At 63.7% G+C, this 13,893-nt stretch carries 9 protein-coding genes; 1 reads left to right on the top strand and 8 read right to left on the bottom strand.

Features of this window, described 5'->3' with window-relative positions:
- Positions 1-3: 3 nt before the first annotated feature.
- From M1B35_RS30565 to mqo, 7 genes are all read right to left on the bottom strand, one after another.
- Positions 4-708, bottom strand: coding sequence for an ABC transporter ATP-binding protein (locus M1B35_RS30565; RefSeq protein ID WP_123333769.1), 705 nt, complete (start codon positions 706-708; stop codon positions 4-6).
- Positions 701-1,429: an ATP-binding cassette domain-containing protein gene (locus M1B35_RS30560; protein WP_268263919.1), complete on the bottom strand. Its 729-nt coding sequence runs from the start codon at positions 1,427-1,429 to the stop codon at positions 701-703. The genes M1B35_RS30565 and M1B35_RS30560 overlap by 8 nt, the downstream gene beginning before the upstream one ends.
- Entirely contained in the window at positions 1,426-2,451 is a 1,026-nt protein-coding gene (locus tag M1B35_RS30555; RefSeq protein WP_268263918.1) for an ABC transporter permease subunit, read from the bottom strand. Before M1B35_RS30555 ends, M1B35_RS30560 begins: the two co-directional genes overlap by 4 nt.
- Positions 2,451-3,320, bottom strand: coding sequence for an ABC transporter permease subunit (locus tag M1B35_RS30550; protein ID WP_268263917.1), 870 nt, complete (start codon positions 3,318-3,320; stop codon positions 2,451-2,453). Before M1B35_RS30550 ends, M1B35_RS30555 begins: the two co-directional genes overlap by 1 nt.
- Positions 3,321-3,330: 10 nt before the next feature.
- Complete coding sequence (locus tag M1B35_RS30545; protein WP_123333785.1) at positions 3,331-4,569, bottom strand: urea ABC transporter substrate-binding protein; 1,239 nt, start codon at positions 4,567-4,569, stop codon at positions 3,331-3,333.
- Between the two features lie 554 nt (positions 4,570-5,123).
- Positions 5,124-7,337, bottom strand: a complete 2,214-nt coding sequence (locus M1B35_RS30540) for an IgaA/UmoB family intracellular growth attenuator (protein ID WP_268263916.1) — start codon at positions 7,335-7,337, stop codon at positions 5,124-5,126.
- Positions 7,338-7,564: 227 nt separating this feature from the next.
- A complete protein-coding gene (mqo, locus tag M1B35_RS30535) occupies positions 7,565-9,214 on the bottom strand; it encodes a malate dehydrogenase (quinone) (protein ID WP_123333790.1) in 1,650 nt (549 codons plus the stop codon).
- 707 nt (positions 9,215-9,921) lie between these two features.
- Between mqo and M1B35_RS30530 the strand changes: the two genes are divergently transcribed.
- On the top strand, positions 9,922-11,277 hold the full coding sequence (locus tag M1B35_RS30530; RefSeq protein WP_268263915.1) for an amidohydrolase: 1,356 nt from the start codon (positions 9,922-9,924) through the stop codon (positions 11,275-11,277).
- 55 nt (positions 11,278-11,332) lie between these two features.
- Here the strand turns inward: M1B35_RS30530 and M1B35_RS30525 are convergent, their stop codons facing one another.
- The gene (locus M1B35_RS30525; RefSeq protein WP_268263914.1) at positions 11,333-13,567 is read right to left on the bottom strand and encodes a TonB-dependent receptor; all 2,235 of its coding nucleotides are present in this window, start codon (positions 13,565-13,567) and stop codon (positions 11,333-11,335) included.
- Positions 13,568-13,893: the final 326 nt, after the last annotated feature.

Here is a 13,893-nt window from a genome sequence, read left to right as displayed (position 1 = left end):
TCCTTAAGAATGAAAATCCACAAACCGTTCGGCGATGGCCGCAGCGCTGGTGGTGGACGGGTCGATCTCTTCCACCAGTTGGCCCTTCTCGATGATCAGGATGCGATCCGACAGCGCCGCGAGGAACTCGATGTCCTGCTCCACCAGGATCAGCGCCAGCCCCTGCTCGCGTCGCAGGCGTTGCAGGGTGTCGATGATCTCGTCGCAGATCGACGGCTGGATGCCCTCGGTGGGCTCGTCCAGCAACAGCAGTTTCGGGTCGCCGCACAGGCAACGGGCCAGGGCCAGCAGTTGCTGCTCACCACCGGACAGCGCACCACCCGGCTGCTCCAGCAAGCGTTCCAGGCGCGGAAAATATTCCAGCACCCGCTCCATGGTGGTGGCCGCCGTGGCGAAGTTCTTCACGCAGCCCATGCGCAGGTTTTCCCTGACCGAGAGCTGGGGGAAAATCTGCCGCCCCTGGGGCACGTAGCCGATGCCCGCCGCCGCCCGCTGGTGGGCCGCCGCGCGGGTCAAATCCTGCCCGGCAAAATGCAGGGTCCCGGCCATGGCCGGCAGCTCGCCCATCAGCGCCCGAAGCAAGGTGGTCTTGCCCATGCCATTGCGCCCCAATACCCCGACGCCGCTGTTGGCGCTGGCGCTGAGCAGCACCTCGCGCAACACCGGCACCCGTCCATAACCGGCACACAGGCCTTTGACTTCAAGCATGTTTGATCTCCTGCTTGCCGAGGTAGGCCTCGCGTACTGCCGGGTCCTGGGTGACCTCGGCGAAGCTGCCCTGGGCGAGGATCGCCCCCTGGTTGAATACGGTGACGGTGCCGGCGATCAGGCGAATGAACTCCATGTCGTGCTCGACCACGATCACCGTGCTGTGGGCATTGATTTCCTTGATCAGGGCAGCGGTCTTGCGCACTTCCTGGTGGGTCATGCCGGCCGCCGGCTCATCCAGCAGCACCAGGGCTGGACGGGCCGCCAGGATCATCCCCAGCTCGACCCACTGGCGCTGGCCGTGGGCCAGGTCGCCGACGTTGCGCTGGCGCAGTTCGCTCAGGCCGATCCGTTCCAGCGTCGCTTCAGCGGTGGCCCGGGCCTCGGCCGGCCCTTGCAGGCGGCTGGCGGCCAGGCGCAGGTTTTCCAACACATCGAGGCCGTCGAAGACGCTCGGGGTCTGGGTTTTCACGCCGATGCCCAGGCGCGCGATGCGGTGCAGGGGCAAGCCGGAAATGCGCCGACCACGAAAATGGCAATCGCCACGGCTGGGCTGCAACTGACCGCTGAGCAGTTTGAAAAAGGTGCTTTTACCGGCGCCGTTGGGGCCGATCAGGCAGCGCACCTCGCCGCTGTGGACGGTGAAGTCCACCGCCTTGACTGCGTGCACGCCACCAAAGCTGACGCCCAGGCCACGGGTTTGCAAAAGGACTTCACTCATGCCGAGCGCTCCTGTGGTTGGGCGGTGGCGCGGCGTGGCCGGCGCAGTGTCGACAGCAGGCTGGCCAGGCTTGGCAGCAGGCCTCGGGGCAGGAGCATGACGAAGGTCAGGAGGATCACCCCGAGCACCAGGCCGCTGTCCAGGCTCTGCTGTTCACCCAGGCGGGCCATCAGCGCCTGGATGACGATGCAGGCCAGGATCGGCCCGAACAGGGTGCCGCGACCGCCGACAATCACCCAGATAATGATCTGCGCCGATTGCGCCAGGCCGAACACCCCGGGGCTGACGAAGGCGCCCCAGTTGGCGAACAGGCAACCGGCCAGGCCGGCGATGCCGCCACCGAGGCTGAACACCAGCAGCTTGTGCAGACGGGTGTCATAGCCCAGCAGGCCGGCGCGCTGCTCGTTCTCGCGCACCGCCACCACCACCTTGCCGAAGCGGCTGGCCAACAGGCCGCGCAACCCCAGGTAGCAAAGGATCAAGGCAGCGCCGATGACCTGGAACAGGGTCTCGGGCTCCAGCACCCGGTCCGGCTCGAAGGGCATGTTCAGGGTGGGGATCGCCGGGATGCCGTTGAAACCGCCCAGCAAGGCGCTGCCAATGTGGTAGGCCGAGCCCGAGGTGGAGTTCATCACGTTGAACAGGATCAGGGTCACCGCCAGGGTGATCACCCCCAGGTACACATCACTGATGCCGCCATAGAACATGAAGTAACCCATGGCCGCGGCGAACAGCGCCGGCACCAGGACTGCCAGCAACACCGCCCAGGTGCTGTCGCCGAAGTTCAACACGCCAATGGCGTAGGCGTAGGCGCCCAGGCCGAAAAACGCCGCCTGGCCGAAGCACAGGATGCCGCCAAAACCCCAGACAAACGCCAGGCTCAGGGCGAGCAAAGCCATCACCAGGTAGATCGACAGCGACAGCAGGCTGAACAGGTCCAGCCACTGCGGCAGCAGCACCAGCAACAGCGCGGCCAGCAGGCTGCCGCCCAGGGGCAGCAGGTTGGGAGAGGAGATCGTCATCAGAATGCCCTTTTGAAAAAACGCCCGGTGATGCCCTGGGGCAAGACCCGGATCAACACCACCGCCGCCAGCAACAGCGCCACTTCACCGAACACCGGGGTGCTGAAGAAGGTCACCACCTGGTTGATCGAGCCGAAGGCCACCGCCGAACTCAGGGTGCCGGTGATCACCGCGCTACCGCCGCCGATCACCGTGATGAAGGCCTTGGCGATGTAGCTGGCGCCCAGGGTCGGAATCACCCCGGTCAACGGCGCCAGCACCGCGCCGCCGAGGCCGGCCAGGGCCGCACCGAGGCCGAAGGTCAGGCTGTAGATGCGCCCCGGGTTGGCCCCCAGGGCCGCGGCCATCTTGGCGTTCTGCATGGTCGCCCGGGCACACAGGCCGAAATGGGTAAAGCGCAGCAAGGCCCACATGCCGAGGACCACCGCCACCGCCACGCCGATCACGAACACCCCGTAGCCGCTGGTTTGATAGGCGCCAATGCTCAGGCCCGGCAAGGGTGAAGAAATGCCCACCGTGGTGTTGCCGAAAAACATCGTGGCAACCCCGGTCAGGGCCAGGCTCAGGCCCCAGGTGGCGAGCATGGTGTCGATCATCCGCCCGTACAGGTGGCGCACCAGCAGGCGCTCCACCAGCATGCCGAACAGGCCCACTGTCAGGGGCGCCAGGACCAGGATGGAAATCCAGATCGGCACGTGCAGTTTGTGGGTGGCGAGGATCGCCACATAACCGCCCAGCATCATGAATTCGCCATGGGCCAAGTTGATGATTTTCATCATGCCGAAGACCACCGCCAGGCCGATGCTGAGGAGCACCAAGGTGGCGATGGCGCCCAGTATTTGCAGGGAAAAAACCGCTGCCCAATCCATACCCGCCTCCTTACAGCGTCACGCTGTACTGTTTTGCATCCCGGGGGTTCTTGATCAGGTCGCACACCGACGCGGTGTCGGCCGGCGGCTGCTGGGCAAAGCTCTGCACCACCTCCAGGCGTCGATCACGGACCTCGGCGATGTGCACATCGAGAATGCAGTGGTGGGTTTGCGCATCCACCGAGACCTTGCCGCTGGGCAGCTCCAGGCTCACGCCCTGCTCCAGCGCCTCGATCACCGCCTGGCGCTCCACGGTCCCGGCCCGGCGCACGCCTTCGGCCCAGAGCTGCATGCCCTGGTAGGCGCCCATGGCCAGTTCGGTGATGTAGGGGTAATCGGCGCCGAAACGCTGGTGGAATTTGCTGACAAACGCCTGGTTGTTGGGCGTCGCCAGTTCCTGCACGTAGTTCTGGCAGATCAGGATGCCGTTGCATTCTTCCGGGGCCAGCACCACGTGCTCGTTGCCCCCGGCGAAGGTGGTGGAGGCAATCGGCAACTTGCCGGCCATGCCTGAGGCTTTCCACTGACGGTAGAACGACATGTGGGCACCGCCCACCAGGGCCGACCAGACGAAGTCCGGCTTGGCTTCCTGGATCTTCGAGATGGTCGCGCCGAAGTTGGTCACGTCCAGCGGGAAGAACTCCACCGCCAGGGTTTCGCCCCCCGCCTCGGCCACGTACTTCTTCACGTGGGCGGAGACGATCTGCCCGTAGTTGTAGTCGGCGGCGATGATGTAGACCTTCTTGCCCCAGGCCTTGGTGACGTGCTGTACGAGCTTTTCCACGGTCTGCGCAGGGGTCACGCCGGTGCCGAAGAAGTTGCGGTCACAGACCCCGCCCTCGTACTGGTTGTCGTAGAAGTACAGGGTTTTGTAGCGGTCCAGCACCGGGCGGATCACCTCTCGGGACGACGAGGTAATGCCACCGTGCACCACCGCCGCCCGATCCTTGAGCGCCGCCTGCTGGGCGTACTGGGCATAGAGCTGCATGTTGGACTGGGTGTCGTACTTGATCAGGTTCAGCGGGCGGCCCAGCAAGCCGCCCAAGGCATTGATCTCTTCAGTGGCGAACGTCAGGGCGTCGACGATCGGCTTGCCATAGATGTCCAGGCCGCCGGAGCTGTCATACAGCGCGGCGACATTGATCGCGTCGTCGGCGGCAAAGGCCGACAGGCTCTTGAAACTCAGCGTCGATAGAGCGGCCGCAGAGACAGCGGACGCGCGAAGGAACGTACGACGATTGATAGCCATGGAGGATGCTCCTGGAGGCACCCGGCCCAACCCAAGCGTCACCCGCGTTCAGCCGAACGCCCACGCCAAAGGCGTGCTGGGGATGCTTGAGGGAGGTGGGGTGAACGGGGAATGCAGGGCGAGGTTTAAGCCTGATTCCACCCGCCGACGACGCTGTCGGCTGAACGATTGAGGTGCGTTTCAGTGCAGGCGACGATCTCTCCATTGAGATCGCCCAGCCCTCCGAGGGAACAACGTGGAGGGTGAAACGCGGGCCGCGTGGCGCGGCAGTCGAATGACAGCAAAAAACACGCCACAAAACATAAACAACTGATTTATATGATTTTTTATAAAAATCAGCGCTGCCTTATCAGCCTGCTGGCGCCCGACCTGGGTAAAAACGCCCCATCGGCGAACACAGGGTGCACACCAACGGTTCACCCTGGCGCAACAGCGGTAACAGGCCGGCCACGGTGCGCAAAAACAACAACGCCACTCTCTTGGAGTGGCGTTGTCACTCAACGACGGCGGGCGCAGCGCCGGTCAGACCGACCCGGCGATGCCCTGATGCCCGCCTACACCTGCTGCTTGAGCGTCTGGAAATGCGCCTGGAACGCCACGTGCCGAGCCTGTTCCTGACGCCAGAGCTTGATCAGCAACGGCACGTGCACCAGCACCAGCCCCAGGGCCAGGAGCAGCCAAAGCACATGGGCCAGGGCCGACCATGGGTTATCCAGGGTGCGCGAAGGATCCAGCACAATCTCCGGCGTGTCGCTGGCGTCGCGGCCCAGGTAGACGACCATGCCTTTGACCTTGAACGGCGTGCTCACTTCCCCCGAGATCATCCGTTGCTGCTGCTCCCAAACCTCCAGCAAGTCCTCGTCATCGGAGTAGCTGACCGCCAGGTCACCGTAGACGCCTTCTTGAATCAGCACCACGCCGCCGCGCTGGGCGAGCAAGGCCGGTTGCAGGGCCTTGCTGATCGCTTGCTGGACCAAGGGCTGCATGCTGGTCTTGGCCTGGCGCCGCAGCTCCTCGGCAAAGCGTGAAACGATCATGGCCTCATCGCTATGCCCCTTGGCTTTCAGCGCGCCGTCCTGGGCCAGTTTGAGCAGTTGCTCCCAGGTCTCGGGCTGCTCGGCCTCGCCGATCAGCAGCCGCTCGACGAAGCGCCGCTTGAAGGCCGTGCAATTGGCCGAGACGCCGTCGATCACCAGGGCGCAGGCGCTCTCGATCCGCAGCACCGTGTCGCTCAGGCCCACCAACAACTGGGCCTTGATGTCCCTCATGTTGTAGATCGCCGACGGGTCGCTCTCCATCTGCCGGTACATCTGGGTCTTGAGCATGATGTCGAGCATCGCGTTGGACTCGGTGCGCAGGAACGTCCCCGAGTACAGCTCGCGCACGGCTGGGTCCAGCGACAGGCTGGCCTGGGGCAAGGGGTCGCCGCCCCAGCGCAGGCGCTGGCAATCAAAGCCCAGGGTCACGCCATCCTGGCGGTATTGCAGGTCACAACGGCCCTGGCCCTGTTGCTCAAGGAAACCGCCCAGGCCCGGAGGGTCTTGCAGCAGCGCCGCCGCCGAAGGGTAGGAACGGGCTTCGTTGCCGCTGATCCAGGCGCCGGTCTGGGCCAGATCGGCCCCCAGGTCGTCGGCCACGGCCCACAACCCCAGGCCGGCCAGCAGCCCCACCAGACTCAGGCTCAGTTGGCGCCCCCAAAAGGCGTGGGGGAACAGGCGCTGCTCCTCGTCCACGGAAAACTGCTGGCCCAGGCGCAGCACGCCGTAGTCCTCGACCCGCATCTCGACCTCGACCCGGCCATCGTCAGGCAGCAGCATATGGGCGGCCCAATGGGCCGGCAGGTTCACCGGCACCTTGTCGCCGAGAAACAGGTGCTCGGTCATGAACAGGCTGTTGTCCGGGTTGGCCAGTGTCACGCTGTGCAGCACGCCACGGCTACGGTTGACCTTCTGCGGCGTGCCCAGGGAGCGTTTGCGCCAGGTCAGCCACAGCGCCAGGGCGCCCAGGGCAAACGCCAGGAACAGCCAGATAAGGCTCGCGCCGTCGTCGGTCAAGGCCAGGCAGATGCACACCAAAAACCACAGCACGGAGGGCCAGAAGGCAATGCCTGGCTGGCGGCGATAGCCGATTTCGGCGGGGGTTTCATCGCGCTGGCTAAGGATCTCGACCCGCCCGAACGCCTCAGTCGGGGTCGCCTCAGCGGCGGGTTTGGCAGCGTTGCTGTCGGTGGCCGGGGCATCCCCGTCCACCACGTCCTGCAAGGCCCCGACTTGGCCGTGGGACCACTGCTGGTGTTGCTTCTGCCGACGCAGTTCGCGCTCGCGCCCGGCGCTGAGGTCGAACTGGCCGTTGAGGGCGACGACGATGGCGAACTTCTCGGTCATCACCACTTCGGCTTCGTTGTATTCGGCCTGCAGGAAACTGCGAGCGTCGTAGGGCAGCACCACATCGACGTCACCCAGAGTGTCGTGCAGGGTTGTGCCGCCCTGCCCCGTCTCCAGGCCGTGGCGGATAAACTCGCCAGTCAGGCTGAACACTTCGGGGCTGATCAGGCTTGCGGGCTTGTCCGGGTTGGCCGGGTGGAACAGGAACGGCTGCACCAGGGTCTGTTCTTCAGCGCTCAACTGGCGAAGCGATTCACCGCTTTGCTTGAGGTCGCGCAGGGCTCCCTTGTTGTCACTGCGCCGCGCCGCGTAGGTGATCAGGCTGAAGGCCGACCACACCAGCACTACCACAAACAAAATGACCTGGATGGTATTCAAATCCATTAGCTGCCTTGTCCTTGATTAAAAATCGCCGCGGATGATAACCACATTTGTGCGAAAAACCAGAAACCTCCGGCAAAACAATTAATGGCCGACGGCGGCCGACGCCGTGAACGCCGCCGTAGTAAATGCCAGGCAAAAAAAACGCCACTCAATGAGTGGCGTTCTTTCACAGCGGCAACAAGCCGCCGGCGACTTCCCAGGCAACCGCAGTTGCCCAAGGCCTTGGCTTACAGCGCCATGTCGGTCGCAGCGTTGCTTTCACGCTCAGCCTTGGGCTGGGCGGCGGCAGGTTGTGCCGGAGCAGCCTGGCCGTTGACGGCTGGCGGTGGTGTCAGTTGCAGGACCTGGCTGGTGTAAGCCCATTCTTGTGCAACTTTTTCCGGGCTGTCGTTGAGCTTGGTGCCGTAGCTCGGGACGATCTGGTGCAGCTTGGCTTGCCACTCAGGCGTCGCGACTTTGTCTTTGAAGACCTTTTCCAGCACGTTCAGCATGATCGGTGCAGCGGTCGAAGCGCCTGGCGATGCGCCCAACAGACCGGCGATGCTGCCGTCCTGGGAAGCCACGATCTCGGTGCCCAGTTTCAGCACGCCGCCCTTCTCTTCGTCACGCTTGATGATCTGCACGCGCTGACCGGCCTGCCACAGACGCCAGTCTTCAGCCTTGGCGTTCGGGAAGTATTCCTTCAGGGCGTTGAGGCGGTCTTCATCAGACAGCATCAGTTGGCCAGCCAGGTACTCCACCAACGGGTATTCCTTGATGCCGACTTTGGTCATCGGCCAGAAGTTGTGGGTGGTGGTGGTGGTCAGCAGGTCCAGGTACGAACCTTCCTTGAGGAACTTGGTGGAGAAGGTCGCGAATGGGCCAAACAGGATCACGCGCTTGCCATCCAACACACGGGTGTCCAGGTGCGGAACCGACATCGGCGGTGCGCCCACCGAGGCTTTACCGTAGGCCTTGGCCAGGTGCAGGTCGGCAATGCTTGGGTTCTCGGTCACCAGGAACGAGCCGCCCACTGGGAAACCGGCGTATTCCTTAGCTTCGGCAATGCCCGACTTCTGCAGCAGGTGCAGGGCACCGCCACCGGCACCGATAAACAGGAACTTGGCGTCGGTCTGGGTTTCAGTACCGTCTTTCAGGTTCTTGTAGGTCACGCGCCACGAGCCGTCTTCATTGCGCTCGATGTCTTGCACTTCGCTCGACAGTTTCAGGGCAAAGTTCGGCTGGGCTTGCAGGTGAGCGACGAACTGACGAGTGATCTCGCCGAAGTTGACGTCGGTACCGATCGGGCTCCAGGTGGCCGCGATTTTCTGGTTCGGGTCACGCCCTTCCATCATCAGCGGAACCCACTTCTTGATCTGAACCGGGTCTTCGGAGTACTGCATGCCGCTGAACAGCGGGCTGGCTTGCAGGGCCTCGTAGCGTTTCTTGAGGAACTTGATGTTGTCGTCGCCCCACACGAAGCTCATGTGCGGTGTCGAGTTGATGAACGAGCGCGGGTTCTTCAGCACGTCGTTCTTGACCTGCCAGGACCAGAACTGACGGGAGATCTGGAAGGCTTCGTTGATTTCAACGGCCTTGGGGATCTCGACTTTGCCGTTGGCATCTTCCGGGGTGTAGTTCAACTCGGCCAGGGCAGAGTGACCGGTACCGGCGTTGTTCCAGCCGTTGGAGCTTTCCTGGGCGACGCCGTCCAGGCGCTCGACCATCTCCATCGACCAGCTCGGCTCCAGCTCATTGAGCCAGACGCCCAGGGTGGAACTCATGATGCCCCCGCCGATCAACAGCACATCGACCTTTTTTGTCTCAGCAGCGTACGAGGACGAGAACCCTATCGTCATCGCCAGGCCCAGGAGGGCCGTGTTCACTTTTTTCAACATAATTGTAATTACCTACGATAGAACGCCATCCGCCCCTGCCGCCTTGCTGATGGGGGTGCTCCCGACACATGCCGAACAACGCAATGGATCGTGGACGCCCTCACTGCACAAAACTGCACGGTGGGCACACAAGGCCGACATGACACACTCGACCTCACTTTTATGTCGCTCCTGCGCTGACTTCTTATTCGTATTGGCTTCAGCTACTTGAGTGACATGAATTCTTCTTGATACGTCGGCGACGCCGGACGTGAACCGGGCTGGCCCGACCACTGCGGCCTTCCTCATCCTGCGCCAACGGGCGGCGCAACTGCCGTGGAAACAGTCTAGCCGGTCGTCGAGCGACTGACCGGGGACACCCGAGGAAAGCCGAAGAACACTGTTCGGTCATGCTGCGACCGTGGATTCGGCGCGCATTTTTGCACAGAAAAAGAATCGGTTCAGCAGAATAATCCGACCAAGACGCTTGGGCACTCCCCGTCCGCCCGGCAGCCGCCACCGACAGATGGCAAAAGGCCCTGCCCGATTGCTGGCAGAACAGCAGGCGATCAGCACGGCACTGCTGCAACAGGCGCATACAGCAAGCTCCAACCCCCATCATTCAGGGCCCCGGGCCCGGCCACGCGGGCGCCGAACGGGTGGCATGGTTTCTGCGTTATCGCCCCTGGCCCGATCCGGGCCCTGCCGATTAACCACCGAGGCCTTGCATGAAACACTCCCCGCTCACCCTGGCGATCAGCGCCGGACTGCTGATCACCCCCTGGCTGGCGGGCAACGCCCACGCCGCCAACGTCGCCCCCCAGCGCCTGCAGGTGCTGGAGCAGGACATTCAGAAAGCCACGCCGCAACTGATCGAACTGCGCCACGACATCCACCAGCACCCGGAACTGGGCAACCGTGAAGTGCGCACCGCCAAGCGGGTGGCCGAGCGCCTGCGCCAGTTGGGCCTGGAGGTACAGACCGAGGTCGGGCACACCGGCGTGGTCGGCGTGCTGCGCGGTGGCAAGCCGGGGCCGGTGGTGGCGATCCGTTCCGAGTTGGACGCATTGCCGGTGACCGAGCAGACCGGCCTGCCCTATGCCTCCCGCGTAACCCAGGCCTACAGCGGCAACGACTTCAGCCAAGCGGGGAAAACCGTCGGTGTAATGCACGCCTGTGGCCACGACGCGCACATCGCCATTGTGCTGGGGGTGGCCGAGGTGCTGGCCGCGCACAAAGACAGCCTGCCGGGCACGGTGAAGTTCATTTTCCAGCCAGCCGAGGAAGGCGTACCCGTTGGGGAAACCGGTGGCGCGCGGCTGATGATCGAGCAAGGCGTGCTGGCCAACCCGGCCCCCGAGGCGATCTTCGGCCTGCACGTCGGCCCGGGCGTGTCCGGCAGCCTGTCGGTGAGTCGGCAACGCACCACCGCGGCCTCGGACAATTTTGTCGCCACCATCAAGGGTGAACAGACCCACGGTGCGTTCCCCTGGGCCGGGATCGACCCCTTCCCCCTGGCCGCGCAGATCATCCTCGGCTGGCAGACCATTGCCAGCCGCCAGATGAACCTGGTAGCCCTGCCGGCGCCAGTGATTTCCGTGGGCAAGATCGACGCCGGGGTCCGCAGCAACATCATCCCCGCCGAGGTGCGCCTGGAAGGCACCCTGAGAACCCTCAGCGACGCCCAGCGCGACGATGTGGTCGCCCGCCTGCAACGCACCGCCAGCAAGATCGCGGAAAGCGCCGGGGCCAGCGCCACGGTAGAGATCCTGCCCGGCAGCTACCCGGCCGGCTACAACAACACCGACCTGGTGGATAAGCTGTTGCCGGAGCTGCAAGCCTCGTCCAAGGGGCCGGTAAGCCTCGGCACCGGGGTCTATGCAGCCGATGATTTTGCCGAATATTCGCGACGCATTCCGGCGCTGTTCTTCGGCCTGGGCGTCACCCCCGAAGGCACGGACCCGGCCAAGGCCTGGCCCAACCATTCCCCCAAATTCCTGGTGGATGACCAGGCCGTGCCCGTGGGCGTACGCGCCTTGTCGCGGGTAACCCTGACCTACCTGGCGAACAACGGCTACAAGTAGCCCCGAGCAGACCGACGTACCGCACAACAGGGGCGGTACGCACGGCCTGGCATGATCAGAAGTGCGTGGTCACGCTCATGCCATAGGTCCGTCGATCGCCCCGGGCATCCCAGGCAATGTCGAAGGGCAGCGGCACCGAGTCGGTCTTGTATTGCTTGTCGGTGAGGTTGTTGACGTAGGCGGTCAAGTCCAGATCCTGCTGCCCGCCGAAGTGGTAGGTGGCGCTGGCATTGCCCAGGGTGTAGCCGCCCTGGGACACGCTGTGATCCTCCTGCGCGGTCGGCAGGAAGAAAATCCGGCTCTGGTAGCGCCAGTCAGTGCCGAAGTTAAGGCTGTCGCCGCCTTCCAGCGGCACCCGGTACGCCGCGCCAACCGCCAGGGTGCGTGCCGGTGAACGGGCGATGCGGTTGCCGGAGTAATCCACGCCACCGGAGACAAAGTCCTGCAACTCGGTGTGCAGCAGGCCGAGGGAGGCATTCAGGTGCAGGTTGGCCAAGGGCAGCGCCTCCAGCTCGAACTCCGCACCGCGAATCACCCCCTGGCCACTGTTGGTCAAAAGCGAAACCACCTGGCCGTTACGCACCGACACGGCATTCACCTGGATGTCCGAATAGTCGTAGTAGAAGACGTTGGCGTTGGCCGTCAGGCGCTCATCGAACCACTCGCTCTTGATCCCCAGTTCGTAGGCATCGACGTTCTCCGGCGCCACCACCGTGGCCTCGGCCTGGACCTGGGCGCCGCCGCTGAAACCGCCGGAGCGAAAGCCCTTGGCGTAGCGGAAATACACCCGCGCGTTGTCATTGAGCTGGTACTCGGGGGTGAAGTCGTAGGTGAGTTTGTTCCAGGTGCGTTGTTCATCCTGGACCACGGTGGTCGCCAGGGGCCCGGTGTAATTTTTCCACCAGTCACCGCTGCCGCCGAACGACACATCCGCCGCGCTCGGCGCTGCCACCCGCCGCAGGTCGATGTCCTTGGTTTCGCGGGTCCAGCGCAGCCCGGCGGTCAGGCTCAGGTTGTCGCTGGCCCGCCAGGTGCTGCTGCCGAACAGCGCGACGCTGTCGGTGCTTTGATCGATGCGGGTCTGGCCGTAATCGGCCACGCCGAACGCCTGGTTGTAGGCGGTGGGCAACAAGGCACTGCTGGACTGGCTGTCCAGTTGCTCATGGAACAAGTGGGTGCCAACGATCCAACTCACGTCCTGGTCCTTGGACGACGATAGGCGCAACTCTTGAGAGACCTGTTGCCAGTGATCGTCGGAGTAGGAACGGCCGAATTCATAGATGCTCATGTTCGGTCCCTGGGCTCGCTCCGTGACATTGTCGAAGGCGGTGATCGAATCCAGTTGCAAGTTCCCCAGGTCCCACTTCAAGGCCAGTTGCAGGCCGTAATGCTCAATCAGGTCCTGGGCCTTGCCGGTGAACGCCGCTTCGTCAGTGTCCGGTTTGGGGGCGGGGCCGAACAGCGTGCTGCCGCCTGGCCCGGCGCCCCAAGCCCGGGTGGCGATGCCTTGGCCCTTGTAGTCACGGCCATGCAATTGCAGGGTGGCCTGCAGGTCGTCGTTGATCTTGGCCAGCAGTTGCAGGCGTACCGCCTGGTCGTGGAGATCACCTACCGTGTGCCCGTCCACCTGGTTCTTCAATTGACCGTCGCTGCTCTGGTCGATGAAGGCCACACGGGCGGCCAGGCGATCCTCCACCAGCGGCGCGCCATAGGCCCCTTCGTAAATCCGCGAGTTGTAGTTGCCGGCGTCCACCTTGAAATACCCATCGGCGCTGTCCAGGGTCGGCTTTCGCGATACGAAGTTGATGGCGCCACCGGTGGTGTTCTTGCCCCACAGGGTGCCCTGGGGGCCGCGCAAGATCTCCACCCGCTCCATGTCATACAGCGGGAAACCGGTGGCCACATGGGGATCGATGTACACGTCATCGGTGTAGATGCCCACGGGGTAGACCGTGGTCGAGGCCATGTCGCCGGAGCCCATGCCACGGATGTACCAGCGCGGACGCTGATGCCCGGCGAACTCCGGGGCGATGGCATTGGGCACATTTCTCAAGGCCTTGCCGGCGCTGAAGCCGCCGCCGGTATTGACGATGTCGTCGGCACTGACCGCCGACACGGCGGCCGGCACATCCTGCACCGACTCTTCGCGCTTCTGCGCGGTCACCGTCACAGTGGGCAAGGCGTCGCTGCTGGCAGCCTGTTCCGGGGGCGCCTCTGCCGCCTGGGCCTGCAAGGTGATCAGGCTGGCAATGACCCAGGCCAGTTTATTAAGGGGAAGGTGGGGAGACATCAGGTTGGATTCCTCAGGCCGGCGCGAAGTGCGCTGTACCGGCCCCGGTGCAACGTCCACGCCAAAAATCCAGGTCCTTGATTTACAAGATATTTAGTCTGTTTTCCCACCTCGACCAGGCCGTACTTGCTGCACAGGCAGCAAGGCAACAACAGCCGTTGCTGCCCATCGAGCAAGCATCCTCTCGAGCACCTATACCCGGCGTCGACCAATGATTCCGGGGCTCTGGTTAGCTGCAACGCACACTTGCGTGTAAGCACAGCGCGCATTTTTTGCCAAGTTATTTAGTTTCTGATTTTTTTCATTTGGGGCCCTTCCAGTAATGA

Source organism: Pseudomonas morbosilactucae, from assembly GCF_023241665.1.
GTDB lineage: Bacteria > Pseudomonadota > Gammaproteobacteria > Pseudomonadales > Pseudomonadaceae > Aquipseudomonas > Aquipseudomonas morbosilactucae.
This window is presented reverse-complemented; position numbering and strand designations above follow the sequence as displayed.

What these genes read in the sequence shown, in the direction of transcription:
- mqo (WP_123333790.1), bottom strand. Translation starts at nt 9,214, where the DNA reads ATGTTGAAAAAAGTGAACACGGCCCTCCTGGGCCTGGCGATGACGATA.
- M1B35_RS30545 (WP_123333785.1), bottom strand. Translation starts at nt 4,569, where the DNA reads ATGGCTATCAATCGTCGTACGTTCCTTCGCGCGTCCGCTGTCTCTGCG.
- M1B35_RS30530 (WP_268263915.1), top strand. Translation starts at nt 9,922, where the DNA reads ATGAAACACTCCCCGCTCACCCTGGCGATCAGCGCCGGACTGCTGATC.
- M1B35_RS30560 (WP_268263919.1), bottom strand. Translation starts at nt 1,429, where the DNA reads ATGAGTGAAGTCCTTTTGCAAACCCGTGGCCTGGGCGTCAGCTTTGGT.
- M1B35_RS30565 (WP_123333769.1), bottom strand. Translation starts at nt 708, where the DNA reads ATGCTTGAAGTCAAAGGCCTGTGTGCCGGTTATGGACGGGTGCCGGTG.
- M1B35_RS30555 (WP_268263918.1), bottom strand. Translation starts at nt 2,451, where the DNA reads ATGACGATCTCCTCTCCCAACCTGCTGCCCCTGGGCGGCAGCCTGCTG.
- M1B35_RS30550 (WP_268263917.1), bottom strand. Translation starts at nt 3,320, where the DNA reads ATGGATTGGGCAGCGGTTTTTTCCCTGCAAATACTGGGCGCCATCGCC.
- M1B35_RS30540 (WP_268263916.1), bottom strand. Translation starts at nt 7,337, where the DNA reads ATGGATTTGAATACCATCCAGGTCATTTTGTTTGTGGTAGTGCTGGTG.
- M1B35_RS30525 (WP_268263914.1), bottom strand. Translation starts at nt 13,567, where the DNA reads ATGTCTCCCCACCTTCCCCTTAATAAACTGGCCTGGGTCATTGCCAGC.